A 26,718-nucleotide genomic window follows, 5' to 3' on the forward strand; every position below is an offset into this window, starting at 1 on the left:
TATTGATTTCCAAGATTTTTTTAGTGTATATTCTTGAGTGGGTATAATGTTTTATTTTTACTCAAATTGACATAGGTGATGTTTCAAGAATGAATTGAGTGGAAGTTTCTTCCCGAGATCGAGAAGCTATATATCCTCCGGCGATTATGGCACTTCTGCCCGTGTCGGCGAGGAGTTTCGTTGGCGACGGCCGCGATTGCTGTGAAATGACGGGCGGTCTCTAAAACGCGTTGCCGAGACAATGTAGCTGATATCGGGCTGATCTTTCTGTTCCACCTTTGGGAAAAAAATTGGTCGTTCAGCAGTTACGACAGAATGCGCTGGTCGTCGCGCGCTGCGGCATCACGGATGATTGAAGGGTTGGTTCAGCGCGGGACGTTGTGCACCGGCACTTATGTCCATCATTCATCCCTTTTGATGGGATGCTTCGGACCTGTACCTGACGCGGTTCATAACATTTTGCGAGGTTCTCAAATGCCAGTATCTCCTTTCGCAGGTCTCATAGTACAGCAGAAAGGCAACGCACTTGCGGGGCGTTTAGCCGCTATGCTCCTCGCGGATCAGGGCGCAGAAGTTTATGTATGCGACCGATCCCACACCGAAACTGAAGGATTGGATGATTTTCTGGACCGAGGCAAAACGCTCCTTCCACTGTCCGAGTTCAATAACTTCACTGGTGCTGATATCGTTATAGTTGATGGCAGGGTTGAACGACACGACGCGGGTATCCAGATTCATCTTGGTTTTCCCGCACTTGCATCTGGCGATACAAGCTTCGACCTCCCGGACGACGCCAGTGACGACCTTTTAAGCGCAATGATTGGCTTTTATACGGATCTGGGCATAACCAGTCGTTTACTTGGAAGCGACGTCATCTACACTCCGCTCCCGCTATGCTCGGTCTATGCAGCTGTTCTTTCCGTGAGTGCTGTAAGTGCAGCTCTGATTTCCCGGCATCGCACCGGTGCCGGAACCATCATTAACGTGCCGCGCCTTGCAGCCGGCTTATCTGCGATTGGCGTGCTGGCTATGCAGCTTGATGGCGTAGAGCCTCATCTCAAATCCACAGGCTTGATGAGTTTGCCGCCCGCGATAGCCGCCGAGGTTCCTGCCGCTCGCGCGGACCCCAATTTGATGATAACGCTTATCAACAAGCTGAGCCCGGCAAACGGTTGTTACCGCACTCTGGACAATCGGTTAGTCACTCCAGTTACCACTGTTAACCGCTCTCTGATGCGCCAAATGCTGGAGATTGTTGGACTGACAGACGAGGCGGGCGAATGGGGTCTGGTGGACGCTTCAGTTTATGACCCGGCCAATGCCCATCTGAGCGATCACAATATTGCCCTGCCTGCGGCTTTACGACCCGATATTAATATCCGGCTCGCCGGACGGCTTGCGGAAATCTTTGCCTCCCGCACTGCCAGCGAGTGGGAAAAGCTTTTTGCCGCCGCCATACCATTTGGGACAATTCGAACGTTTGAGGAGTGGATGGCCTTGTCGAGCGTTCGGGAAGCAGGATTGGTTATCACGCCGACGGGATTAAAGAAGCCACAGATCGGACGGGCAGTAAACATAGCATCGGCAAAACCTTATCCTCCCGTCCATCGCGCAAAACGCGCCATCAAAGCCACAGCCCCAGCGAAATACCAAGTTGCGACTGTCGAACGTAAATTGGAAAGTGGTAAACCCCTCGAAGGTTACAAGGTGCTCGATCTTGCCAACGTTATCGCAGGACCTGCTTGCGGTCGGTTGTTGGGCGAACTGGGGGCAGATGTGATCAAGGTAGATGCAACGCGTCCCAATCACGTGCCGCTCGTCACAATCGAATGGGGCGCCGAAGCCAATCAGGGCAAGCGCAGCATTCTTCTTGACCTCAAGATGTCCGAAGGACGAAAAGTCCTGGAGCAGCTTATAGCCAGTTCCGACATCATTGTGATGAATGAAACGGACGCTGGCGTTGAGCATCTCGGTCTCACGCGCGATGCGATCATGCGCCTCAACCCAGTTGCTATCGTGACACAGATCAGCGCCTTTAAGGGTGAATTTCCCGCGCCTGACGACAAGCGTCCGGGTTATGATCCATTGCTCCAGGCCGTTACAGGCATCATGACAAGGTTCGGCTCACCGGAATTGCCGCTCATTCATGGAATCGCATCCTGTGTCGATTATCTTACCGGCTATCTAGGAGCTTTTGCCGCGCTTGCGGCGCTCCAGGCACGCGAGCGCCGCGCAGACGGCAGTGGTGATTGGGCCGAAACCTCGCTGGCCGCTGCAGCGGCCCTCACTCAATTGCCGTTCCAATGGACACCGGCTGGGCCGACAATGACTGGCCCGAACGCTACAGGGCCAAGCGCGGAGGCCAGACTGTGGCAGCAGAGCGATGGCTGGATATTTGCCGAGACGAGCACTTCCGTATCCGCAGGGTTTCGCGGACTATCAGTCGCCGACGCAATCCGACACGCGCACAAGGAGGGCGGACGGGCTGTGCCGGTCACGACAATCGCTGCCCTGCGAACTGCCTTTCTTGCGAAGCCGGCTAAGACGGTCCGGTTTCGCAAGACCAGCCGTAATGGGCTTCATGCTACATTGCTTGAACCGACCTGGTTTGAGTTCAACGGTAAACAGCTTTCTCCCTCAAGTGAGCCCGGGCGCCCCGGGGCTGACGCAGATGCGATCTTGAGCGAGCTTGGGTTGAGTGCGGAACAGATTGCCGAGCTTAAAGCCAGTAATGCCATCGGGAATACCGACTGGCTTCCGCTCACGCAGCCGATACGGGGCAAACGATCATGAGTCTCCTGAAGTGTGTCGTGATCGAACAGGCCATTGGGTGCCCCGTTCCCAAGTGGTGGAAGTGATCATCAGATTGGTGGCCCAAGTTTCCTCGGCGTTGCGTAAGCGGACGCGCACATCACCTTTCTAGCAGATTTAGCCATCTGCAGCCCTCGAGGGGGATGGTGACTCCCACTGGTCCGCGCGGAGGTTGATAGCCACGCTCCATGTGCGAAGTCACAATGCCATTGGGGCTGCCTTGATATTCGTAAAAACACTCGGCTTCCACCACTCTTCTAGGTTTCCCATCGCCTTTAAAGGCGCTATCGATATGTCGTGAATTTGGGGAATCTGCCGAGGTATCGTTTCCTTGAAAGGACGACAAGAACGCAAAGAGCTTATGCGATTTGCTGCAATTGATCTTACAGCGCCCAATACATATAAGCGATCCATCAATACATGTGGGGATGAACGTTTTGACTGTAGCGGGGGCTCATTCAGAGAACAGAAAAGTCGTCATCCTCGGTGGGGCACATGGTTCTCTGGCTCTGGCGCGAAGTCTGGGAAAGGCCGGTGCTGATGTTTATTACATCACAAGCGATTCACCTCTCGCGGGATGGTCGCGATATGTAACGAAGACCATTCGCCTGCCAGCTATCAATGAGTCAGAGATAGCTGATTTTCTGCTGAATGTCGCTGGTCAGAACAATCTGGCCAATGCCTTGCTTATTCCTGCAAGCGATCGAGAGGTAAAGCTGGTTTCCCAATACATTGGCCGGCTGTCCCCGGCCTTCACTATTTTGTTGCCGGAGTGGGATCGCCTTCGCTGGCTCTGCGACAAGCCGTATCTCTATAAACGGGCCGTTGAACTGGGGATTACCCCTCCTGAAACTTATGAATTATCGTCTGCTGACGAGGCGCTGGAACTGGAGCTGGTATATCCTGTTATCCTAAAGCCGAATATGGGCGGAGGGGAAGGTACATTAGCCAAAGCGAAGGTGATCCGGGTCGATGACCGTGAGGCATTTGTCGAGGCTTTCGGCAAAGCCGCCAAAGAGCTCGGCGCGAAGAACATCGTCGTACAGCAATTAATCCCGGGCGGTGGTGAATGCCAGTTCTCCTACGCGGGGTTCTGGTGGGAAGGCGAGCCTATGGCTGAATTCTCGGCGCGGCGTAGCAGACAATATCCGGTTGATTTCGGCTTCACGAGCACCTTCGTTGAGACGGTCGACGCTCCTGAAGTTATCGCAGCGGCGCGCACGATCCTCGCCTCAGTTCGCTATAGCGGGCTGGTCGAAGTCGAGTTCAAACGTGATCCGCGCACCGGCGTACTCAACATTCTCGACGTCAACCCGCGCCCTTGGTCCTGGTTCGCCCTGTGTGCAGCAGCAGGCGCGGACCTCGGCAAAATCATGTGGGATTCGACAAATTGTAGAGTAGCGAAAGACCGAATTCAGGCTGTGACGTCGGTTAGCTGGATATATCTTGTCCGCGACTTGGTCTCTTCAGTTCAATTGGTCATGAGAGGAAAACTCAGCCCGATCGATTATCTTGCGTCATTGAGGTCTGTCCGTGCCTGTGCAGCATTTTCCTGGCATGACCTCAAACCGGGACTGCTGGATTTTCCACTGACTGTTTGGCGCGTCCTGACCCGGCGGATACTCAACATCTCGATATGATATCTGTAGAGGATCTGCAGAATGTGGTCTTTGCGTAGTATAAAAAATGACCTCAAATATAGTTTCATTCGAGCTGGGCTTGAAGTGGCGGCTAACTCGTTTGTGAGAGGCCTTTTTCCCGGCGCGGGCGGGCGTGGTGTTATATTCACGCTTCACCATGTGCGTCCTGCCCGGCAGGACAGGTTTTGTCCAAATGAGATTCTGTCGATCACACCCGAGTTCCTGGAAGATGCGATCTCGGTTTGCCTCGAAAGCGGTTTGACCCCGGTACATTTGCACGACCTGTCAGCCCTGTTCGCTGATCCCTCCGATGAACGTCGCTTCGTCTCATTCACCCTTGATGACGGCTACCGCAACAATGCTGAATTTGCGGCGCCGGTATTTCGGAAGTTCCATATTCCTTACACGATTTTTGTTAATCCGGGCTTCGTGGAGCGAACACGAACGATTTGGTGGGAGACGGCCGCCGCACTGACGAGAGAGCTATCCGCTTTCGAGTTCGATTTTGGCAGCGGTACTGAAACAGTCAGATGTGGGAAAAAAACGGAGAAGTTTTCAGCTTTCGACCGGCTGGCCGGCTTTGTACGATCGGTTGACGAAGATGAAGCCGTAGGAAGGATTGATGGAGCGGCACAGGCACATGGCATTTCTCCAATGGCCATCGTTGATGAACTCGTGATGACCGAAACCGAACTGCAATCCCTCTCCGCCGATCCACTAGCGCACTTCGGAGCGCATACGGTGAACCACGTCAATCTCCGGCGAGTGGGCGCGGAACGTCTTCAGCAGGAGATCGAAGATTCCGCTTCGATAATCGAACACTATGTCGGTCAGAGACCCCGCTCATTTTCTTATCCTTACGGCTGGTCGACGGCTGTTGGGGAGCGGGAGATTACTGCCGTAAAAAATGCCGGCATTCCAGTTGCTGTCACGACGCAGCCTGGCATGCTGACTGCCTCCCGCGTCATTGGCAAATCGGGGGAACTGCCTCGTGTTTCACTGAACGGGCTCTATCAGAAAAAGAAGTATGTTGATGCGCTACTTTCCGGCATACCGTTCAAGCTGATCGCAGCTGCCTAAAGCGCTGCCCGTTTCACATTGCCGCGCAGAGTGGACGACCCGCAATCATTTAAGCCTGCGAGTCGAGATGATGCGGACAGTTCGCTATGAGAAACCTGCCGCAGCGGTCCGGGTTGCGGCTTCTTAGGGCTGTGCTGGAAATGCCTGCGTCAATCCCACAAAACGGATTGACGCTTGTAGCGATGTGCTCAAAGATGATCGCGCGGGATGGTTTGGTTCCACCCGCGGGTCGCGACCACTTCGCCATTCTCCTTCGCTGTCAGAACGCCGGAAATATGGAAGTTTTCAGCGTCCGAATGCATCCTTGTGGTGCTTTCGATGTCGATCATCCAGCCTTCGCGGCCCATCTGATAAGCCTGTGTCAGCACATAAGACGCCGATAGTGGGTCATTGTCATTAATGCGCAGTTCGCGCTTGAGGCTGTGGCTCAACTGCGTGCCGATATCGTCGAAACGCAGAACGCCTTCGCCGAACAGGCCGCCGATGCCTTCCGTCACATAGAGCGTTTCGCCGGTGACGTGATCCTGTTCCGTCCAGCGGCGCACGCTGCCCGGATCAAGCTGGGTGATCGGCGTCGCAGGGCCATGGGCAGGCTTCTGGAAGGAAATCTTTGCATCGTCGGCGGAAGCCGGACGGATCGGCAGATCAAGAACCGACGCAGCGGTGTCGAGCGTCAGCGTGACGCGCTTTGGCGATGGCCAGACCATCGGCCAATAGCCGGTCGCAACCGAAAGACGGATGCGATGGCCCTTCTTGAAGCTGTAGCCGCTGTCGTTGAGCTTGATCGCGATCTCATAGGTCTTGCCCGGCACCAGCATTTCCGGCTTGTCGTGGCCGTTGAAGTGGTTGAGATTGAAGACCTGATAGCTGACGCGGGTGATGCGGCCATCGGGCAGAATATCACTCAAGCGCAGCGAAACTTGTGCAACCGGCTGGTCGACAGTGAATGTCAGGCGAGCAACCGGCGCACCAAGAATTTCCAGATCTTCGGTCAGAACGGCAGTGTCGAAGTTGAGCGAGCCGCCATCGTCAAGACGCTGATCGGTCGGATGCTCGCCGGGGCAGCCCGTCGCCATCCATTCTCCTCCCGCCTTGCCGTGGCTGTTGGGCGAGGAAATCGAAAGCATACCCTTGGCTGCATCGGCCTTGCCCAGCGTGAAGTCTGCCCCAAGCGCGAAAGGCTTTGGGGTGATTTCGGTCGACGGCCAGTTCTTTTCGCCAACCCAGCGGCCATTGGTAAAGTCGCGCGAGCCAGTTGGCTCGATGGTGTCGCAGACATAGGCGCGCAGCTTCGGCTCGTCCATGATGCCGGTCTCTTTGCCTTTGAGCCACTGGTCCCACCAGCGCACTGCTTCCTGAAGGAAGCCGATTGCTGGACCCGGAAGACCGTCCTGCGGATAGACATGGCCCCAGGGACCGATAATGCCGCGTGCAGGGACTTGCAGATTTTCGAGCAGGCGCGGAACGGCATTGGTGTAGCTGTCGGCCCATGCGCCAATGGCGAGAACCGGGCACTGGATCGCAGACCAGTCTTCGCGGATCGAGCCGTGCTTCCAGTATTCGTCGTAATGCTGGTGTTCGAGCCAGAGAGCGGGGAAGAACGGCAGGCGTTCCAGACGTTCAATCCATGCATCGCGCCAGCCGGCGCCCACAATCGCCGGATCGAGCGGGCGCGACTGATAGGCGAGCATGATCGTGCCCCACCACAGATTATCGTTGAGCAGCAGGCCGCCCATGTAATGGATGTCATCGCGGAAACGGTCGTCGGTCGAATAGGCGGTGATGATCGCCTTCAATGCCGGCGGACGGCAGGCGGCGACCTGCAGCCCGTTGAAGCCGCCCCAGCTCTTGCCCATCATGCCGACATTGCCGCTGCACCATGGCTGCGCCGCAATCCAGGCGATGACTTCCAGCGCGTCGTCCTGTTCCTGCTGGATGTATTCGTCGGCCATGTGGCCGTCAGACTCGCCCGTGCCGCGCATGTCGACGCGGATCGCGGCATAGCCGTTCTGCGCAAAATAGCCATGCATCGGCTCGTCGCGGCCACGCGTTCCGTCGCGCTTGCGGTAGGGAATATATTCGAGCACGGCGGGAACGGGATTTTCCTCGGCGCCTTCAGGCAGCCACAGGCGCGCGCCAAGACGGGTGCCATCCTTCAAGGTGATCCACAGATGCTCGGTGACGTTTACGGTCATGATCGGTTCCAATTTCTGTAAAGAGAAGCCGGTGCGGCATTAGCGCCGCATCGGTAGTTCAACTGGCGACTCAGGCTGGGTGTCGGGCCTTGAGGATGTCGTCCAGCCAGTCGCGGCGCAGCTCCGGAACGGATGTGATGAGCTGCTCCGTATAGGGCTCATAAGGCGGCTCGAAAATTGCCTTCGTGGTGCCGGTTTCGACTACCTTGCCCTTCTGCATGACCATGGCGCGGTCGGCGAGCCGACGGACGACGCCAAGGTCGTGGGTGATGAAGAGATATGAAACGTGCAATTCGTCTTGCAGCTTGCGCAGAAGTCTGAGAATTTCCTCCGCGACGAGCGGGTCGAGCGCCGAGGTAACTTCATCGCATATGATGAGATCAGGCTTTGCGGCCAGCGCACGGGCGATACACACGCGCTGCTTTTGTCCGCCCGAAAGCGCACCGGGCAGGCGGCTTGCGAAATCGGCCGGCAGGCCGATGAGTTCAAGCAGACGCCTGACCTCGATCTCGCGCTGATCCTCGTTCATGCCGAAATAGAACTTCATCGGACGACCGATGATTTCAGCAGCGGTCTGGCGTGGGTTTAGCGCCACGTCAGGAAGCTGATAGACGAGTTGGATGCGGCGCAGTTCTTCACGGCTGCGCTTTTTGTAACTCGCTTCCAGCCGTTGTCCGGCGAGCGAAATGATGCCGCTAGAGTGAGGCGGAAGCCCGGCAATGATGCGGGCAAGGGTTGATTTGCCTGACCCGGATTCGCCAACGATGGCAAGCGTCTCGCCACGACGAACATAGCAATCTACATCGGTCAGAACGAGTTTCTTGCCGTAATAAGCGGTTGCGTTCTTTACTTCGAGCAGGATTTCGCCGGTCTTGTGCTCGGCCTGTTCACCCGAAATACTGGCTTCCCGTTCGGAAACCAGACGCTGCGTATAGTCTTGCTTGGGTGCTTCGAGGATTTCTTCCGCAGAGCCAAGTTCGACCATCTTGCCATGGCGCAGAACCATGATGCGGTCGGCGATCTGTGCCACCACTGCAAGGTCATGCGTGATGTAAAGAGCAGCAGTGTTGTAACGCTGGATCAGGCTGCGCAGGAGCGCCAGCACTTCGATCTGGGTGGTCACATCAAGGGCGGTGGTCGGCTCGTCCAGCACGAGAATATCCGGGCGGCAGGACATGGCCATGGCGACCATGGCGCGCTGCAACTGGCCACCGGAAACCTGATGCGGATAGCGGTCGCCAAAAGTGTCGGCATCCGGCAACTGCAATGTATGCAGTAGTTCCAGCATCCAGGCCTTGGCTTCCGCTTTGGTCATGAGGCCGTGATAGAGCGGGCCTTCCATGATCTGATCGCCGATGCGGTGCGCCGGATTGAACGACGCCGCCGCGCTCTGCGCCACATAGGCGATGCGTGCGCCGCGCACCTTTTCGCGGGTCTCGCGGGTACCGTCCATCAGCGAAATATCGTCAACGACGATAGTGCCTTCAGCGATCTTGCAGCCGCCGCGGCCATAACCCATTGCGGCGAGACCAATGGTGGACTTGCCTGCGCCGGACTCGCCAATGAGGCCCAACACCTCGCCACGCTTCAGCGTCACATCGACATGATCGACGAGCGTTGCGCCATTCGGCGCCTTGACGACGAGGTCGGCGATGGAAAGAACGATATCCCTGCTCATCGATCAGCTCCCTGCGTGGTCGTGCGTCCGGCCAGAAGCCAGTCAACGACGAGGTTGACGCCAACGGTCAGGATGGCGATTGCAGCCGCCGGGAACAGCGGTGCGTAAAGGCCGTAGAGGATTGCCTGCTGGTTGTCCTTCACCATGCCGCCCCAGTCCGCAAATGGCGGCTGGATGCCGAGGCCGAGGAACGACAGACCGGCAACGAAGAGGAAGGTGAAGCAGAAACGCAGGCCGAATTCCGCGATCAGCGGCGGCAATGTGTTTGGCAGAATCTCGCGCCAGATCAGCCAGCCAAGGCCTTCGCCGCGAAGACGGGCGGTTTCGGCATATTCCAGCACGTTGACGCCCTGCGCCACGATGCGCGCCAGGCGGAACACGCGGGTGGAATCGAGCAGTGCGATGGTGACGATCAGAACCGGCAGTGACGAGCCGAGCGCTTGCAGGATGACGAGCGCCGAAATGAGCACGGGAATGCACATGACGGTATCGACGATGCGCGACAGGATCGTATCGACCCAGCCGCCGAAAATGGCGGCGAGGAAGCCGAGCGGCACGCCGATGCTGAACGACAGGAGGGAAGCGGCCAGCGAAACGCCGATGGACATTTGCGCGCCGAACAGGAGGCGCGAAAGCATGTCGCGTCCGTTCTGATCGAGGCCGAACCAGAACTGTGCCGATGGCGGATCGAACGGTGCGCCGACGATTTCCTCCTGTCCGTAAGGGGCGATCAGCGGCCCGAACAGGAAGAGGACGAGGGCGATGGCAATGATGGCGAGGCCGAGCCATGCGGTGAGGGGAATGGATTTCTTCATGGCTTTATCGTGGGTGCCTCAAACGCGGATTGAGCGCGATGGCAGCGACATCGGCGATGATATTGAGAATGACATAGGCCGCACCGAAGACGAGGGCCGCAGCTTGCACGAGCGGAAGGTCACGTTTGGAGACGGCATCAACCATGAAGCGGCCAAGGCCGTTATAGTTGAAGACAGCTTCGACAAGCACCACACCGGTGATGAGGTAGGCGATGTTGAACGCAACCACGTTGACGATAGGCGCCGCCGCATTGGGCAAGGCGTGCTTGGTCACAACGCGCTTGGTGCGCAGACCTTTCAGATAGGCGGTTTCGACATAGGCCTGATCCATAACCGACAAAACAGCAGTGCGGGTCATGCGCATCATCTGCGCAACGGTGACGAGAACCAGCGTCAGTGCGGGCAGCGCCGTGGCCTGTATCCATTCAAGGAAGGTCATGCCTTCATACGTGTCGGCGAGGCTCGGCAGCAGGTTGAAGCGGATCGACAGGAACAGAATCAGCAGCAATCCGAGGAAATATTCAGGCAGCGAAACGAAGGCGAGCGCCACGATGTTGACGATGCGGTCGAAGACGCCGCCGCGTTTGACCGCCGTAACGAGGCCGAGAAGGATTGCTATCGGAACGCTGATGACCGCTGCAAAGGCGGCGAGCGCCATCGTATTCCAGAAACGCGGCCATAAAAGATCCGCCACGGGCTGCTGGTTGGCCAGCGACGTGCCGAGATCGCCCGTCATGAAACCTGCGAGCCAGGAGAAATAGCGGGAAAGGAGCGGCTGATTGAGGCCGAGGTTTTCGCGCAATGTCGCGAGTGCCTCCGGCGTGGCATTCTGACCAAGTATGGCTGACGCCACATCGCCGGGCAGGATCTGCGTGCCGGCGAAAATCAACGCCGACACGAGGAACAGCGTGAGGAGTCCCAGCCCCACACGCTTGAGAATCAGAACGAACATTTATGCTTCCAGCCAGACTTTTTCGGCAAGGCGCGCACCCATCAGATTGAACATCGGATGCGTGGTCACGCCCTTGAGCTTCTTGGAGGTGGCGTCGAGATAGTCGCCGAACATCGGAATGAGCGCGCCGCCATCATTGCTGATCATGGCTTGCAATTCGGCATAGATTTCCTTGCGCTTGGCCTGATCGAGCATCGCGCGGGCCTCGAGCAGCTTGGCGTCGAAATCGCCGCTCTTCCAGTGCGTATCGTTCTGCGATGCATTGGATGCATAAGCGACCGACAGGGCCTGATCGGCAGTCGGGCGCCCGCCGCGATAAGACATGCAGAACGGCGCCTTCATCCAGACATTGTCCCAATATCCGTCCGCCGGTTCGCGCTTGATATCGATCTCGATTCCCGACTTGGCGGCGGCAGTGCGGAAGATTGCCGCTGCATCGACTGCCCCCGTGAAAGCCGCGTCCGAGGCCGAAAGCTGAATTTTCAGCGAATCCATACCTGCCTGCTTCAGGTAGAACTTGGCCTTTTCCGGATCATAGGCGCGCTGCGGCAGTGCTGCGTCAAAGAATGGATCGGTGCTCGGGATTGGGTTGTCGTTGCCGAGGCGTCCATAGCCGCGCAAGGCGGTTTTGAGCATCTGTTCGCGGTCGATGGCGTGCTTGATGGCGAGGCGGACATTGTTGTCGGTGAACGGCGCCTGCGTGCAATCCATCAGGAAGGAAAAATGCTGGCCGCCGGAAGACTGGACGATGTTGAGGTTAGGGTTGCGCTTCAGCAGGTCGACGGTCTTGAAATCGAGCTGGTTGATGGCGTGAACCTGACCGGACATCATCGCATTGGTGCGCGCCGAAACGTCGTTGATGACGATGACTTCCACCGCATCGACCCAGGCCGTGTTTGGCTTCCAGTAGCTCTCGTTGCGCGTGAAGCGCGAGCGCACGCCCGGCTGGAAACGCTCGAACACGAAAGGTCCGGTGCCGACCGGCTTGTTGAAGTCCGTCCAGTCCTTCGGCACCACGAGGAAATGATAATCCGAAAGAATATAGGGAAGGTCGGCATTTCCGCTCGTGAGCGTGATCTTGACCGTAGCGGCGTCTATCTTGGCGACGTCCGTGAATTCCGAAGCCAGAGAACGCGCGCCGGAGGTGGTTTCGCCGCGATGCAGGTTGATCGAGTAGATGATGTCATCAGCGTCGAGCGTCTTGCCGTTGTGGAACGTCACACCCTGGCGGACCTTGAATGTCCATTCCTTGGCGTCGGCTGAGGGTTCCCAGCTTTCGAACAGCTCAGGCACGGCCTTGTTGTCGGCGTCGATTTCCACGAGACCGTTCATCAGCATGTAAGCCTGATTGACAGGAACCCAATCTTTCAAAAGACGTGGGTCGAAATTGTCGGTGGTGGAGCCGCCGCCAATGCCGAGCTTGAGCACTCCGCCTTTCTTCGGCGTGCCATCCCCTGCCGCAGCGGCGGGCGAGGTGATCAGGCCGCTCATGCCGGTGATGCCCACCAGACCGATGCCAGCTGCACCTGCCATGAAAGAGCGACGCGTCAATTGAAACTGGCTTTTTTGCTCAGGCATTCTGTACCCCTGTGTTTAAATCATAGCTTATCGGCTTTTGGGGGTGGGGTAACTTACTGCAGCCCTTATTTTCAAGGGCTAATGTCCGGTTTCTAGGTATGACTTTTCGGCATACCCCCATGCGAAATGTGTGTCTTGGCATTTGCGCGAACAGGAATAAAGGAGCCTCCAACAGTACTGGCGGGGGCGCTTTTCCGTAGGGGGAAGCCGTCCCTGCTTTTTTCAGATTTGTATGATCCTGGAGATCGAAAATGGGTTTGCCGGATGTTGTCGGCTTAGTGGGCGCGTTCTTTTACCTTCTGGGTTACGCCCTGATTCAATTGCGTATTTTTACCGTCGATGATCCGGTCATTCCGTTGCTGAACGTCCTGGGCGGTGTTGCGCTGATCTATTCGCTTGCCTGGAATTTTAACCTTGGTTCCTTCATCTCGCAGGTAGCCTGGCTTATCATCACCATTATCGGTTACATCCGTTTCCGTATGGTATCGCGTCGCCGTGCGGCTTTCCCGCAGGAATGAGGTGTGCGACATATCCGATCATCTTTATGTGATCGGATCTGCTCCATTGCTTGCGATCAGCCAGTCGGACACTTCGCGCACGATTTTGCGCTGGTGACGATCAGCAGGCCGCATCAGATAGAAATATGCGTTCGACCGCATCATGTGCCCGTGTGCAGGGACCAATATCCCGCTAGCGAGCTGTTCCTTGATGAGCCATGTCCAGCCGAGTGTAATGCCGATGCCCTGTGTTGCTGCGGCGACGCAAAGGCCATAATCACCGAGCCGCCATTCCAGAGCACCGGTCGGCGGCGAAAGCCTGGCGTCATGCCACCATTCCGGCCAGCCCTGCCATTCGCGCACCGTATCTTCGATCGCCAGCAGAATGGGGGCTTCCTGCTCCATGATGCCAGGAACGCCGGGGGCTGAAACGGGTACGACTTCCTCCCGGCCCAGAACCGTCAGATTGACCCCGATGGGCCGTTCCTTGCGGTAGAACAGGGCGAGATCGAACTCGTCCAGCCGCAGATGTGCCACGTCATCCGTTACACGCAACCGGATTTCAATGCCGGGGATGTCGGTTTTGAGTTTGCCGATCCGCGACAGGAACCATTGGTCGGCGATCCCGCGCGAGCAAGCGATGGTGATCTGCCGTGGCCCGATCCATGCTCGCAGGCCGTCTGTGACGGCGCTCAAGTCGCCCAGAAGGCGGCTCACTTCGGAAGCGTAGCTTTCCCCGATGGCGGTGAGCTGCACCCCTACCGGCAGGCGATGAAACAGTTTCGAGCCGATGAAGGCTTCCAGCTTGCCAATCTGGCGGCTGATGGCGCTCTGCGTAAGGCCGAGTTCCAAACCTGCACGAGAGAAGCTGCCCAACCGAGCCGCGCTGTCAAAAACCACCAGCGCATTGAGGGGTGGCATGGATTGACGACCGACTGCCAAATTGATTTCTCCCGTTTTTCAGAAGGCATGCCATGCATGTTGGTGTGATTTTAGCTTCTCTCCGTCGGGAAGTTGTCGGTCAAGTCCCTCCGTGTGATTATGTCGGTACACACCCCGTTCTTCTGTCCATGGAGGACACCGCGTCTGTGATTGCTTCGGTCCTAAGGCACAGCTGAAATGCCAGGATATTGGCGCGGCTGGATTAAATGGCGGGCGCTCGGAAACGGTCCTTACGTCCGCCTTTCGATGAGCGGGCCAAACTGTTGCTGAATCTTTCTGCTGACCACTCAGGCAAAGTGCCGGCGATATGGATTGCTCCGATGGGAACGCCTTTCGCGTCGGTAATTGGGGCGCCGATCGCTATTTCATGGGTCTACAACTGATTGCAGAGCGCGGAGTGTCCCCGTGTGCGTGGAGCATGGACCTGCTCCCTTCCACCAGCAAGATGGTCATCGTTAGGATGCGAAAGGGTGAGGTCGGCAGAGGTTCAGTAAACCTAAAGAGCGCTGCATATCAGTAGCGCCGCTTTGCCATAACCTCTTGATTTGCTTGGAGATCGAATGGTGGGCGTGACAGGGATTGAACCTGTGACCCCTACGATGTCAACGTAGTGCTCTCCCGCTGAGCTACACGCCCATTCGATGTGGCGCATACACCATATCGCGTTGCGCCCGTCAATGCCCTTTTATGAAGTTTTTTCGTCTTTTTGTTGATGACAAAACCAAGGGACGCAAAACTACGGGATCGCCTCAGGCGGCGATCAGCATTTTTTCGATTTCATTCACCAGATCACGCAAGTGGAATGGCTTGGAAAGCACCTTTGCGTCGCGCGGCGCGTCCGAATCGGGATTGAGCGCGACAGCGGCAAAGCCTGTAATGAACATGATCTTCAGATCCGGGTCGATCTCTGTTGCGCGCCGCGCCAGTTCGATGCCGTCCATTTCCGGCATGACAATGTCGGTCAGCAGAAGGGAAAAAGGCTCTTCCTGCAATCTTTCATAGGCGCTCGCACCATTGTCGAAGTGCGTTACGTGATAACCGGCTTTTTCCAGCGCCTTGACGAGGAAGCGGCGCATATCATTGTCATCTTCAGCTAGAAGGATTCTCTTCATTGTTCCGTCCGAATTCTGTGTCGTGTTCATCGCCCAAAAGCTGACCCTTAACGACTCAATATCCACCGTAGAAAACGCTTCTTTGGTAAATATGGAATGAATGCTCGCGTGAATGTTAATTGTTATGGCGTGTATTTGGCAACAAGCTGTTCAGTGTGACAGGATTGTCGCATATGCATGTCAAGCACCGGCCAAAAGATTCGTTTTCCGGTCATTTGCGCTCATCGGCCGTCTGGCGTAATTTGTGCGTTATTAAATGTGGATCGTTGTCGGACGGCCTGAATATTGCGGTCGAAAACGGGTGAAGAATGAGTTTGGAGCGCGATTTTAGTTTGATACCGCCCTTCGAGATATGCGCTCCGGCGGAACAGCGCATTCCGTTCGTTTTCAACTCACCGCATAGCGGACGTTACTATCCGCATTCCTTTGTCGAGGCATCGCGTCTCGACGCCTTGAGCATACGTCATTCGGAAGACTGCTATGTCGACGAGTTGTTTGCTTCGGCGGTGCGGCTGGGCGCGCCTTTGCTGAAGGCCCATTTCCCCCGTGCTTTTCTGGATGTGAATCGTGAAGCCTACGAGCTCGATCCACGCATGTTCGCCGAGCCGCTGCCGCCTTTCGTCAACAGCCAGTCAGCGCGGGTCGCCGGCGGGCTGGGCACGGTGCCGCGCCTGGTCGGTGAAGGCCAGCTGATTTATCCGGGCCGAATTTCGCTTGCCGAAGCATTCTATCGCATTGAAGATCTCTACAAGCCTTACCACCGGACGCTTGAGGCATTGCTTCAATCCACGCGCGAACGCTTTGGCTATGCAGTGCTGATTGACTGTCATTCCATGCCGGGCGGCAGCCGTCCCGGCGAAGTCGGGTCGCGCCCGGATTTTATCGTCGGCGACCGTTTCGGCCGTTCATGCAGCGAAAGGCTGACGCAGGCTGCCATCGAACTGCTGCAGGATTTGGGTTATACGGTTGCGCATAACAAACCCTATGCGGGCGGGTTCATTACCGAGCATTATGGACGGCCGGCCATGGCTTGCCATGCTCTCCAGATCGAGATCAATCGAAGCCTTTACGTGAACGAACAGGACCTGCACAAGCTTGCCGGTTTCGAAACGCTCTGTGCCGATCTGTATGGATTTCTGAGCGACCTGACATCCCTGCCGGATGATCTCTTTGCCGCGCCTCCTCTGGCTGCGGAATAACCCTTTCCGTCGAGCGCCTCGCGCAGATAAAAAGAACCGCGCCCGAATAATACGAGCGCGGCCAAAGACTAGGGAGGAAATGCCCCGAAAGGCATCGACAGGAAAACCTGTCAGGAATTTAAGTTACGTCTGAATGGCGCTAACGTCAAGAAAACAAGCATATTTTTTGAGCTGATTCGCACATGCTCATTATATAGGCAAAATTAGCATGGTTTGCACAAGCATGCACCATGTTCTGGAAACAGGAGTTCGGGGTTGCTGATTGATAAGGCATTTTTTTCCGAAGTGGCTGCTGCCGCCGCCGCTGAAACGCTTCCGCGTTTTCGTCAGCTGACGGAAATAGACAACAAATATAGCGTCGGTTTTGATCCGGTGACCGAAGCGGACCGGGCGGCGGAGCGTGCGATTCGGGCGGTTATTGGCGGCGCTTTTCCCGATCACGGTATTCTTGGTGAAGAATACGGGCCGGAGAATATCGACCGCAGCCATGTCTGGGTCATTGATCCGATCGACGGAACCCGTGCCTTCATTTCCGGACTGCCGGTCTGGGGCACGCTTCTGGGCCTTACCGTCGATGGCGACGCCAGGGCGGGAATGATGTCTCAACCGTTTACCGGCGAGCTCTTCTACAGCGACGGGAATGGCGCTTATCTCGTACGCAATGGCGGTGAGGATATGCCCCGCCGTCTGGCTGTGCGCAAAAATGCCGCCTTGGCCGATGCCACTATGTTCACGACGACACCCGCTCTCTTCAAGGGAGATAGCCGCAAGGGTTTCGACCGGCTGGAAAACGCTGTTCGTCTGTCGCGTTATGGAGTTGATTGTTATGCCTTCGCGATGCTGGCAAGCGGCTTTGCCGACATAGTGGTCGAGGCCGGTTTGCAGCCTTACGACATCGTGGCTCTCATTCCGCTGATTGAACAGGCGGGCGGGGTGGTGACCCAACGCGACGGTGGCCCGGCGGAAAAGGGCGGTGATATTGTCGCCGCCGCTTCTCCCGCACTGCATCGGGCGGCGCTTGACCTGCTGAATAGCTAGCTAATAGCTAAATACCGGAGGCCACGGGCTCGATGGTCTCAGGCATAGCCTCCACTTCCGACGAGCCCGGAATGAACGCATCGAAGGCAGCCCAGAGCTGCTCACGATAAAAGTCGGCTTCCTGAAGCATTTCATGACGAGCGCCGGTAATCGTTGTCAGCGAGACGTTGCGCGTTCGCGCGACGAAACGCTCGATGACCGGCGTGGAAACCACACGATCCGCTCCGGCGGCAACGATAAGAACCGGCACCGTCAGTCCCTTGTAGAAATCCGGCTGATTGATCTGTCTCGAGGTTTCAAGCGCGCTCCAAAGCCATCGGGCGGTCGGGCCGCCAAGCGCAAGGTCCGGATGAAGGCGTGGAATTTCCATATTTCGCATGAAGCGGGCCGGATCGCTGGTCAGCGGATTGCCGGCAAAGGGCCGTGAAGCCAATCCGCGTCCGCCAGAAGCGTAAACCCTGCCGAGGCCCAGCCAGCGAAAGGCGGAAGCGATGCGGCGGACATTGTCGTCGCTGAGTTTTTGGCCATCAAGCCCCATGAAAGGTGCGCAAAGTACCATGCGGCTGATGCGCGATGTAAGCCTGCCCATCGAAGAAAGCGCCACAAGAGCACCTGCCGAGTGGCCGAGAATGTAAAAGGGCGGAGGACAGTCAGGCAAAGCGATCTGAGAGAGAATAAGATCGAGGTCGCGGGAATAGTCGTCGAAACTGCGAACATAGCCGCGCTGGCGATCCTTCAGCAAGCGGGACGAGCCACCTTGGCCGCGCCAGTCGAAAGTCAGGACCGTGAAACCCCGCGCGGTCAGGTCGGTCATGGTTTCAAAGTATTTCTCAATGAACTCATTTCGCCCCTGAAGCACGATCACAGTGCCGCGGATCGGCCTCGTTTCAGCTTGAAGGATGGCATAGCGCAGGGTTTTGTCCGCCTTCGCCTCAAGCAGCCCGGCCTTTAATCCCAACGGAATGGGATTCGCATCGGTTTCGAAAAGCAGTTCCGACATCCGATTGCAGGCCTTTCTGTTTCAGGTTGGATTATGCGTTGCCAGCATAATGGTTCATTTGATGATAAAAAGTAACCGGAAGTTCGTGAACGAACTTCCGGTCAAAGAACAGCCCGTGTAAGGGACGTTACGCTGGCTGGTCTGTGAAAAAATCTTAATATCCGCCGGGCCGACGTTCGCCAACGATACGGCCCGAATAGGCGTCGACCATGACGATGACGCGGCGGCCATTCGGCCTTGTGGCGCGCACGAAATAAGTGTCGCGGTTAAGGCGCATATCGCCGACATCATAACCGCGGCGTTCCAGCGAACGCGCGATACGGCGCGGGCTCATGATGTCGCGGCGACCGTAGTCATCGCCCCAGCCCGGCCTGCGGTCAGGGCCACCATCCCAGCCGGGACGCGGACCCGGATAAGGACGCGGCGGACGATAGCCGTCATCATCGTAATACTGAACCTGAACGCGCAGGCCGCTATCGGCTGCGAGGGTGGGCGTCGCAAAACCGGTGGCGACGGTAGCAAGTGCGGCAAAAGCAAGAACAGCTTTTTTCATAACCGTGATCCTTTAGTGAACCCGCTTTGCAGCAGGCATGGTGGGACATTAGCCCCAAGCGGCTGAACGCTTGCCAAAGATGATGTTCATTTTTGGTTCATTATGCGGCCAACCCCAAAAATGTAGCCCGCTATCGGTCAGGAGTTATTACGCTGTGTGACGACACGTGTTTCATAATCTTCGCAGGGAACCGGTCTTGAAATGAAAAAGAACCGTTCCCAAATGAGTTTTGCGGTCGCCTGGATGGGGCCGCCGGCACCAAGGAATTCGCCAGAAGGGAATTTCGCCGCCGTGTATGATCACCGAATGCGCCTGGCGCTGCTCGGAAAAGATCATGCTGAAACAAGCATCATGTCGCTCTGAAGGAGGGCTAATACATGCGTCACGTAGATTTTTCCCCGCTCTATCGCTCCACGGTCGGTTTCGATCGGCTTTTCACCATGCTTGATACGCTCGCTTCGCCGGAGGGCAATCAGTCCTATCCGCCGTATAATATCGAGCGCACGGGTGAAAACACATATCGCATCACTATGGCGGTTGCGGGTTTTTCAGAAAGTGAGCTTGAGATCGAAGCGCACCGCAACCAGCTGACCATCAAGGGTCAGAAGGCCGATGAGAATGCTTCCGATGTCGGCGAAGTTCTCTATCGTGGTATCGCCTCGCGTGCTTTCGAGCGCCGTTTCCAGCTTGCCGACTTCGTAGAAGTCGCCGGTGCGAGCCTCAAGAACGGTCTCCTGCACATTGATCTCAAGCGCGAGATTCCGGAACAGATGAAACCGCGCAAGATCGAAGTCACCAAGGCTGGCTCGGACAATGCCCAGCAGATCGAGGCAAAAACCGCGCATTAAAGCATTTCCAGCGAAAGTACGAAGAAGGCGGCGCTCCAAGCGCCGCCTTCTTTGTTTTCATGCTTTTGGAAAGCGTCAGGCAATCAATTTGGCGAAACCGTCCACGTCTTCTTCCGTATTGGCGAAGCTCGTCACAAAGCGGGCGAAAATTTCGCCGTCGCTGATGCGGTTCACTTCCGAATGCGGCGGGTTCCAGTCGTAGAAGATCGCTCCGGCATTCCGCAAACGGTCATAGACCGACTGTTTCATGATGGCGAATACCTCGTTGGCTTCCGGCTTCCAGGCAAGGCGCATCTGGCTCGACGCATTGATATGACCGGCAAGGCGCGCTGCGAGCGCATTTGAATGACGGGCCAGTTCCAGCCAGAGATCGTCTTGCAGGTAAGCGTCGAATTGCGCCGCCACGAAACGTGTCTTGGAAAAGAGCTGGGCCGCGCGCTTGCGGATGAACGGCAGGTCCTTGGCGCGCGCAGGGTCCATGAAGACCAGGGCTTCGGCGCACCAGCAGCCGTTTTTCGTGCCGCCGAAGGAAACAATATCCACGCCCTGTTTCCAGGTCATTTCCGCAGGCGTCATATCCAGCGAAACGAGTGCATTGGCAAAACGTGCGCCATCCATGTGTAGCGGCAGGCCGGCGTCGCGGCAGATTTTGGCAATGGTGGCGATGTGTTCGGGTTGGTAGAGCGTACCAACCTCGGTCGCCTGCGTGATGCTGACGGCCATGGGCTGTCCGGCATGAACGAAAGCCGGGTTAAACCGCTTAAGCTCGCGCTTGAGAAGCTCGGGGTCGATACGACCATGCGCGCCGTCAATCGGATGGAGGCGGGCGCCACCGGTGAAATATTCCGGTGCACCGCATTCATCCTCGATCACATGCGCCTCGCGATGTACGAGCGACACACCGCCGGGCCGGTTGACGCTGGCGAGCGCTAGCGAGTTGGCAGCTGTGCCTGTGCCGACAAAGAACACGGCAACTTCGCGCTCAAACAATTCGTTGAACCGTTGCTCCACGCGCTTGTCGATTTCGCTTGCGCCATAGGCTGCCGCAAAACCCGCAGCATGCAATGACAGGCTCTCGGCGATTTTCGGATGGGCGCCTGCCCAGTTGTCAGAAGCAAAGTGCACGTGTTCCTCCGGTTGAGTTCAATTAGGCCGTCGCACAGTCGTTGTGTCCATGGCTGTCTATAGCATTGGTGCGAGAATCGGAATCAATTTTCGGAAAGTACGATGGGTGGATTTCAATAGCTGGAACGCCCCAGCATCCGCATCGGCACATGGCATTCCTCAGTAACCGGCAGCACAATGGGTTGTGATAAAAATGCCGCCATGATGCCTATTTTTTAGGCATAAGCCTATAAAGCGGTGCCGTGCCAAACTGACGCAATGGCCGCCAAACGCAATATAAAGCCTACAAAATCACGGCTTTTGATATTTTATTACGGAAGTTGCTGAGAAAAATTGCGTTTCCATCTTGTGAGGCAATTTGAATTCTGTCATACGTAATTAGGACAGTAATGCTGTCCAATTAGAAGCTGATACCAACGGAAGCGGCACAACGCGCTCCGAAAAGTTTCAGAAAGAGGCGCCGGAACCGGCAGGCACATCGCCTGGCGGTGACAGGCGCCCCGACCGCGACAGGAGGAATTCGAGTGCGCCGTTTTCTGGCGGGCTGGGTGTCGTCTGTCCAAGCCTGATGAGAATAAGGCGCTAAACATCGTTCCTCGCACCGGCTTTGCCGCTCGTCCGGAACCTCGTCCAAACGCCTTGTCGATAAGGCTTCCATATATCTAGAGCAACAGCGGGATGGTTGTCACACCGTCTCGGTATATACTGACCGCGCACCTCATGAAGAGGGCCAAACGGAGGGAATGACGATGACGCATTTGACGCCATCTGTATCGAATGTGGTTTCTCACAACGTACAGAACGGAACGGTCAAAGCTGCGGCGACCGCTTCCCACCGAACGACGCGAAAAACGAAAGCGGCCGGCGTCCCGCCAGCGCAAGGTCTCTATGATCCGCGCAACGAACATGATGCATGTGGTGTCGGCTTCATCGCCCATATGAAGGGTAAGAAGTCGCATCAGGTCGTGGAAAGCGGCCTCAAGATGCTTGAAAACCTTACGCATCGCGGTGCGGTTGGCGCCGATCCGCTGATGGGCGACGGCGCCGGTATTCTGGTACAGATACCGGACCGCTTCTTGCGCGAGGAAATGGCGCGTCAGGGTATCGACCTGCCGCAGCCAGGCCATTATGGCGTCGGTTATCTTTTCATGCCGCGCGATGCGCAACTGCGCGCCCATATTGAAGAGATCGTCAAGGAAGTGATCGCCGCCGAAGGTCAGACCTTCATCGGTTTCCGCGCGGTGCCGGTCGACAATTCATCGCTTTCCAAGGCGCCTGACATTGCAGCAACCGAACCGTTTCACGTTCAGGTGTTCATCGGACGCAATCCGATGCTGGAGACGGATGATGATTTCGAGCGCCGCCTGTTCGTTTTGCGCAAGGTCATTTCCAACCGCATCTATCAGGAAAATGACGGCGACGATAAGGGCTTTTATGTTGTGTCCATGTCGGCCCGCACGGTCGTCTATAAGGGCATGTTCCTCGCCTATCAGGTGGGTGCCTATTATCAGGATCTGAAAGACCCGCGTTTTGAAAGTGCGGTGGCGCTGGTGCACCAGCGCTTTTCCACCAACACTTTTCCGTCCTGGCGTCTGGCGCATCCATACCGCATGGTTGCGCATAACGGCGAAATCAACACGCTGCGCGGTAACGTCAACTGGATGGCGGCGCGTCAGGCCTCGGTCGATAGCGAACTGTTCGGCAACGACATTTCCAAGCTGTGGCCGATTTCCTATGAAGGCCAGTCGGATACGGCCTGCTTCGACAATGCGCTCGAATTCCTGCATCAGGGCGGCTACAGCCTTGCGCACGCAATGATGATGCTGATCCCGGAAGCATGGTCCGGCAACAAGCTGATGTCGGATGAACGCCGCGCGTTCTACGAATATCATGCAGCACTTATGGAGCCATGGGACGGTCCGGCCGCGGTCGCCTTCACCGATGGCCGCCAGATTGGTGCGACGCTCGACCGTAACGGCCTGCGTCCGGCCCGCTACATCGTGACCGACGACGATTTCGTCATTCTGGCTTCGGAAGCCGGTGTTTTGCCGGTCGAGGAAAAGAAGGTCGTCAAGAAGTGGCGTCTTCAGCCGGGCCGCATGCTGCTCATCGATATGGAAGAAGGCCGCATCGTCTCGGATGAGGAAATCAAGTCACAGATCGCGCAGAAGCATCCTTACAAGCATTGGTTGGCTAATACCCAGCTCATTCTGGAGGACCTCAATCCGGTCGAACCGCGGGCACTCCGCAAGGATGTAAGCCTTCTGGACCGTCAGCAGAGCTTCGGCTACACGCAGGAAGACACGCGGATTCTGATGTCGCCAATGGCTACGACGGGTCAGGAAGCCATCGGCTCGATGGGTACTGACACACCGATCTCGGCCATGTCGGACAAGTCGAAGCTGCTCTACACCTATTTCAAGCAAAACTTCGCACAGGTCACCAACCCGCCGATCGATCCGATCCGCGAAGAACTGGTGATGAGCCTTGTCTCCTTCATCGGCCCGCGCCCGAACATCTTCGACCTTGTCGGCACTTCGCGCCGCAAGCGTCTGGAAGTGCGCCAGCCGATCCTGACCAATGGCGATCTGGAAAAGATTCGTTCCATCGGCCACACCGAAGATCGTTTCGACACCAAGACGCTCGATATCACCTATAATGTCGGCGAGGGTGCAGCCGGTATGCACGGCGCAATCGAGCGCCTGTGTGACCGCGCCGAAGCAGCTGTGCATGGTGGATACAACATCGTCATCCTGTCCGACCGGCAGGTTGGTCCGGACCGCATTCCGATCCCGGCCCTTCTGGCGACGGCAGCCGTGCATCACCACCTGATCCGCAAGGGTCTGCGCACCTCGGTCGGCCTTGTGGTCGAATCGGGTGAGCCACGCGAAATACATCATTTCTGCTGTCTCGCCGGTTACGGCGCTGAAGCCATCAACCCATATCTTGCCTTCGACACGCTGCTCGACATGCATCGCCGCCGCGAATTTCCGCCGGAGGTCGATGAGCATGAGGTCGTCAAGCGCTACATCAAATCGATCGGCAAGGGCATTCTCAAGGTCATGTCCAAGATGGGCATCTCGACTTACCAGTCCTATTGCGGCGCGCAGATTTTCGATGCGGTCGGCTTGCAGTCGAGCTTCGTCGACAAGTTCTTCTTCGGCACGGCCACCAGCATCGAAGGTGTTGGTCTGGACGAAATCGCGGAAGAAACCGTGCGCCGTCACACCGACGCATTCGGTAGCGACCCGGTTCTGCTGACCGCGCTGGAAGTCGGCGGCGAATATGCCTACCGCATGCGCGGTGAGGCCCATTTGTGGTCGCCGGATGCGGTTGCGAAGCTGCAGCATGCAGTGCGCACCTCGAACCCGGACACCTTCACCGAATATACCGCGATGCTCGACTCCAAATCGGCGCAGGCCAAGACCATTCGCGGCCTGTTCGATATCCGCTTTGCCGAGGATCGCGGTCTGAAGCCGGTTTCCATCGATGAGGTTGAACCGGCGGTCGATATCGTCAAGCGCTTCTCCACCGGCGCCATGTCCTTCGGCTCAATCTCGAGGGAGGCGCACACCACGCTGGCGCGGGCGATGAACGCCATTGGCGGCAAGTCGAACACGGGCGAGGGCGGCGAGGAGCCGGATCGTTTCTACCCGCTGCCGGACGGCACGCCGAACCCGGAACGCTCCGCGATCAAGCAGGTGGCATCGGGCCGTTTCGGTGTGACGACGGAATATCTCGTCAACTCCGATCTGATCCAGATCAAGGTTGCGCAGGGTGCGAAGCCCGGCGAAGGCGGCCAGCTGCCGGGTCACAAGGTCGACGCGACCATCGCCAAGACCCGGCACTCGACGCCGGGCGTTGGTCTCATTTCGCCGCCGCCGCACCATGACATCTACTCGATCGAAGATCTGGCGCAGCTGATATACGACCTGAAGAACGTCAACCCGGCTGCCGATATTTCGGTCAAGCTGGTATCCGAAGTGGGCGTCGGCACGGTTGCCGCCGGTGTTGCGAAGGCGCGCGCCGACCATATCACCGTCTCGGGCTATGATGGCGGCACGGGCGCTTCGCCGCTGACATCGCTGAAACATGCCGGTAGCCCATGGGAAATCGGCCTTGCCGAAACCCACCAGACGCTGGTGCTGAACGGGCTTCGCTCCCGCGTGGCCTTGCAGGTCGATGGCGGTTTGCGTACCGGTCGCGACGTCATCATTGGCGCATTGCTCGGCGCTGATGAGTTCGGCTTCTCGACGGCTCCGCTGATTGCCGCTGGCTGCATCATGATGCGCAAGTGCCATCTGAACACCTGCCCGGTTGGTGTGGCGACACAGGACCCGGTTCTGCGCAAGCGCTTCAAGGGCACGCCGGAACATGTCATCAACTTCTTCTTCTATCTGGCCGAAGAAGTGCGCGCACTGCTGGCATCGATGGGTTTCACCAAGCTGGAACAGATCATTGGCGAGACGGAACTGCTCGAAAAGCAGGCCATGATAGACCATTGGAAGGCCAAGGGCCTTGATTTCAGCCGCATCTTCTACAAGCCTGAGGCTGAAAAGCACGAGATCTACTGGACCGAGCGTCAGCATCATCCGATTGAGGATGTTCTGGACCGTAAGCTGATCGCCGAGGCCATGCCTGCGCTGGAAGATCGTCAGCCTGTCAAGATCGACATCGACATCAAGAATGTCGACCGTTCTGCCGGTGCGATGCTGTCGGGTGAAGTGGCCAAGCGGTTCCGTCACAAGGGCCTGCCGGAAGACACCATTGCCGTCACGCTTCGTGGCACGGCTGGCCAATCCTTCGGCGCGTTCCTCGCACGCGGCATCTCATTCGAACTGATCGGCGATGGCAACGACTATGTCGGCAAGGGTCTTTCGGGTGGCCGCATCGTCATCCGTCCGCCGGAAGAGACGCGTATCATCGCCGAAGATTCCATCATCGTCGGCAATACGGTGCTCTATGGCGCGCTCGAAGGTGAGTGCTACTTCCGCGGCGTTGCAGGCGAACGTTTCGCCGTGCGCAACTCCGGTGCGGTCACGGTTGTCGAAGGCGTGGGCGACCACGGCTGCGAATACATGACTGGTGGCGTGGTCGTGGTCATCGGGCAGACGGGCCGCAACTTCGCGGCGGGCATGTCGGGCGGTGTCGCCTATGTGCTCGACGAGGAAGGCGATTTCGCCCAGCGCTGCAACATGGCGATGGTCGAACTGGAGCCGGTTCCGGAAGAAGACGACATCCTCGAAAAGCTGCATCACCATGGCGGCGACCTCATGCATAAGGGCCGTGTGGACGTATCGGCCAATATGACCCATCATGATGAGGAACGTCTGGTGCAGCTGATCGCTAACCATCTGCATTACACAGGCTCGACGCGGGCAAAGGACATTCTCGACAATTGGGAGAGCTATCGTCCCAAATTCGTAAAGGTCATGCCAGTCGAATACCGTCGCGCTCTGGAAGAGATGGAGCGCATGCAGATCGGTGTCGCGGCTGAATGATCTGACAAGCGGAGCCCGGCCTTCGGGTCGGGCACCCTTCGCCAAATGAAGAGATAACAACGTCCTGACATGCCTGCGCGTTAAGGAATGACGCGGCGGACAGGGCAACTTCCGGCAAAGCAGACCATGCGCTGGTCTCAGGCCGAGGGGAGTA

General features: G+C 57.2%; 19 protein-coding genes and 1 tRNA gene. 9 read left to right on the plus strand and 11 right to left on the minus strand.

Features of this window, described 5'->3' with window-relative positions; all coding sequences use genetic code 11:
- Positions 1 to 474: 474 nt before the first annotated feature.
- From J9800_RS17200 to J9800_RS17210, 3 genes are all read left to right on the plus strand, one after another.
- A complete protein-coding gene (locus tag J9800_RS17200) occupies positions 475 to 2,793 on the plus strand; it encodes a CoA transferase (RefSeq protein ID WP_210845893.1) in 2,319 nt (772 codons plus the stop codon).
- Between the two features lie 455 nt (positions 2,794 to 3,248).
- Entirely contained in the window at positions 3,249 to 4,451 is a 1,203-nt protein-coding gene (locus J9800_RS17205) for a carboxylate--amine ligase (protein ID WP_286191792.1), read from the plus strand.
- 21 nt (positions 4,452 to 4,472) lie between these two features.
- Positions 4,473 to 5,531, plus strand: coding sequence for a polysaccharide deacetylase family protein (locus tag J9800_RS17210; protein ID WP_114216473.1), 1,059 nt, complete (start codon positions 4,473 to 4,475; stop codon positions 5,529 to 5,531).
- Between the two features lie 188 nt (positions 5,532 to 5,719).
- Here the strand turns inward: J9800_RS17210 and J9800_RS17215 are convergent, their stop codons facing one another.
- The 5 genes from J9800_RS17215 to J9800_RS17235 form a co-directional block, all read right to left on the minus strand.
- The gene (locus J9800_RS17215) at positions 5,720 to 7,726 is read right to left on the minus strand and encodes a CocE/NonD family hydrolase (RefSeq protein WP_114216472.1); all 2,007 of its coding nucleotides are present in this window, start codon (positions 7,724 to 7,726) and stop codon (positions 5,720 to 5,722) included.
- Between the two features lie 70 nt (positions 7,727 to 7,796).
- Positions 7,797 to 9,404, minus strand: a complete 1,608-nt coding sequence (locus J9800_RS17220) for an ABC transporter ATP-binding protein (RefSeq protein ID WP_114216471.1) — start codon at positions 9,402 to 9,404, stop codon at positions 7,797 to 7,799.
- Positions 9,401 to 10,219 carry an ABC transporter permease gene (locus J9800_RS17225; RefSeq protein ID WP_210845894.1) on the minus strand — a complete coding sequence of 273 codons (819 nt, stop codon included), beginning with the start codon at positions 10,217 to 10,219 and terminating at the stop codon, positions 9,401 to 9,403. Before J9800_RS17225 ends, J9800_RS17220 begins: the two co-directional genes overlap by 4 nt.
- A 4-nt stretch (positions 10,220 to 10,223) precedes the next feature.
- Positions 10,224 to 11,171: an ABC transporter permease gene (locus J9800_RS17230; RefSeq protein WP_114216469.1), complete on the minus strand. Its 948-nt coding sequence runs from the start codon at positions 11,169 to 11,171 to the stop codon at positions 10,224 to 10,226.
- Entirely contained in the window at positions 11,172 to 12,749 is a 1,578-nt protein-coding gene (locus J9800_RS17235) for an ABC transporter substrate-binding protein (protein WP_114216468.1), read from the minus strand. It abuts the gene before it with no gap.
- A gap of 251 nt (positions 12,750 to 13,000) precedes the next feature.
- Here J9800_RS17235 and J9800_RS17240 point away from each other — a divergent pair, with 251 nt between their 5' ends.
- Positions 13,001 to 13,267, plus strand: coding sequence for a CBU_0592 family membrane protein (locus J9800_RS17240; protein ID WP_112591874.1), 267 nt, complete (start codon positions 13,001 to 13,003; stop codon positions 13,265 to 13,267).
- A 24-nt stretch (positions 13,268 to 13,291) separates the two neighbouring features.
- On the opposite strand, the gene J9800_RS17245 is transcribed toward J9800_RS17240, so the two are convergent.
- From J9800_RS17245 to cpdR, 3 genes are all read right to left on the minus strand, one after another.
- Positions 13,292 to 14,188: a LysR substrate-binding domain-containing protein gene (locus J9800_RS17245; protein ID WP_114216467.1), complete on the minus strand. Its 897-nt coding sequence runs from the start codon at positions 14,186 to 14,188 to the stop codon at positions 13,292 to 13,294.
- Positions 14,189 to 14,749: 561 nt separating this feature from the next.
- Positions 14,750 to 14,824, minus strand: a tRNA-Val gene (locus J9800_RS17250).
- A 113-nt stretch (positions 14,825 to 14,937) separates the two neighbouring features.
- On the minus strand, positions 14,938 to 15,300 hold the full coding sequence (gene cpdR, locus J9800_RS17255) for a cell cycle two-component system response regulator CpdR (protein ID WP_002966536.1): 363 nt from the start codon (positions 15,298 to 15,300) through the stop codon (positions 14,938 to 14,940).
- A gap of 308 nt (positions 15,301 to 15,608) precedes the next feature.
- Between cpdR and J9800_RS17260 the strand changes: the two genes are divergently transcribed.
- Both J9800_RS17260 and hisN read left to right on the plus strand, forming a co-directional pair.
- Complete coding sequence (locus J9800_RS17260) at positions 15,609 to 16,499, plus strand: N-formylglutamate amidohydrolase (RefSeq protein ID WP_114216465.1); 891 nt, start codon at positions 15,609 to 15,611, stop codon at positions 16,497 to 16,499.
- A gap of 255 nt (positions 16,500 to 16,754) precedes the next feature.
- Entirely contained in the window at positions 16,755 to 17,537 is a 783-nt protein-coding gene (hisN, locus tag J9800_RS17265; RefSeq protein ID WP_114216464.1) for a histidinol-phosphatase, read from the plus strand.
- Positions 17,538 to 17,544: 7 nt separating this feature from the next.
- On the opposite strand, the gene J9800_RS17270 is transcribed toward hisN, so the two are convergent.
- Both J9800_RS17270 and J9800_RS17275 read right to left on the minus strand, forming a co-directional pair.
- Positions 17,545 to 18,537: an alpha/beta fold hydrolase gene (locus J9800_RS17270; protein ID WP_114216463.1), complete on the minus strand. Its 993-nt coding sequence runs from the start codon at positions 18,535 to 18,537 to the stop codon at positions 17,545 to 17,547.
- A 154-nt stretch (positions 18,538 to 18,691) separates the two neighbouring features.
- Entirely contained in the window at positions 18,692 to 19,090 is a 399-nt protein-coding gene (locus J9800_RS17275) for a hypothetical protein (protein ID WP_006473193.1), read from the minus strand.
- A 201-nt stretch (positions 19,091 to 19,291) separates the two neighbouring features.
- Here J9800_RS17275 and J9800_RS17280 point away from each other — a divergent pair, with 201 nt between their 5' ends.
- Entirely contained in the window at positions 19,292 to 19,453 is a 162-nt protein-coding gene (locus J9800_RS17280; RefSeq protein WP_162792675.1) for a hypothetical protein, read from the plus strand.
- A gap of 14 nt (positions 19,454 to 19,467) precedes the next feature.
- Positions 19,468 to 19,938 carry an Hsp20 family protein gene (locus tag J9800_RS17285; protein WP_112591884.1) on the plus strand — a complete coding sequence of 157 codons (471 nt, stop codon included), beginning with the start codon at positions 19,468 to 19,470 and terminating at the stop codon, positions 19,936 to 19,938.
- Positions 19,939 to 20,013: 75 nt separating this feature from the next.
- On the opposite strand, the gene J9800_RS17290 is transcribed toward J9800_RS17285, so the two are convergent.
- Complete coding sequence (locus tag J9800_RS17290) at positions 20,014 to 21,063, minus strand: threonine aldolase family protein (protein WP_114216462.1); 1,050 nt, start codon at positions 21,061 to 21,063, stop codon at positions 20,014 to 20,016.
- A gap of 749 nt (positions 21,064 to 21,812) precedes the next feature.
- Here J9800_RS17290 and gltB point away from each other — a divergent pair.
- On the plus strand, positions 21,813 to 26,564 hold the full coding sequence (gltB, locus tag J9800_RS17295; RefSeq protein ID WP_114216607.1) for a glutamate synthase large subunit: 4,752 nt from the start codon (positions 21,813 to 21,815) through the stop codon (positions 26,562 to 26,564).
- Positions 26,565 to 26,718: the final 154 nt, after the last annotated feature.

This window comes from Ochrobactrum sp. AP1BH01-1 (assembly GCF_018066705.1).
Taxonomy (GTDB): domain Bacteria; phylum Pseudomonadota; class Alphaproteobacteria; order Rhizobiales; family Rhizobiaceae; genus Brucella.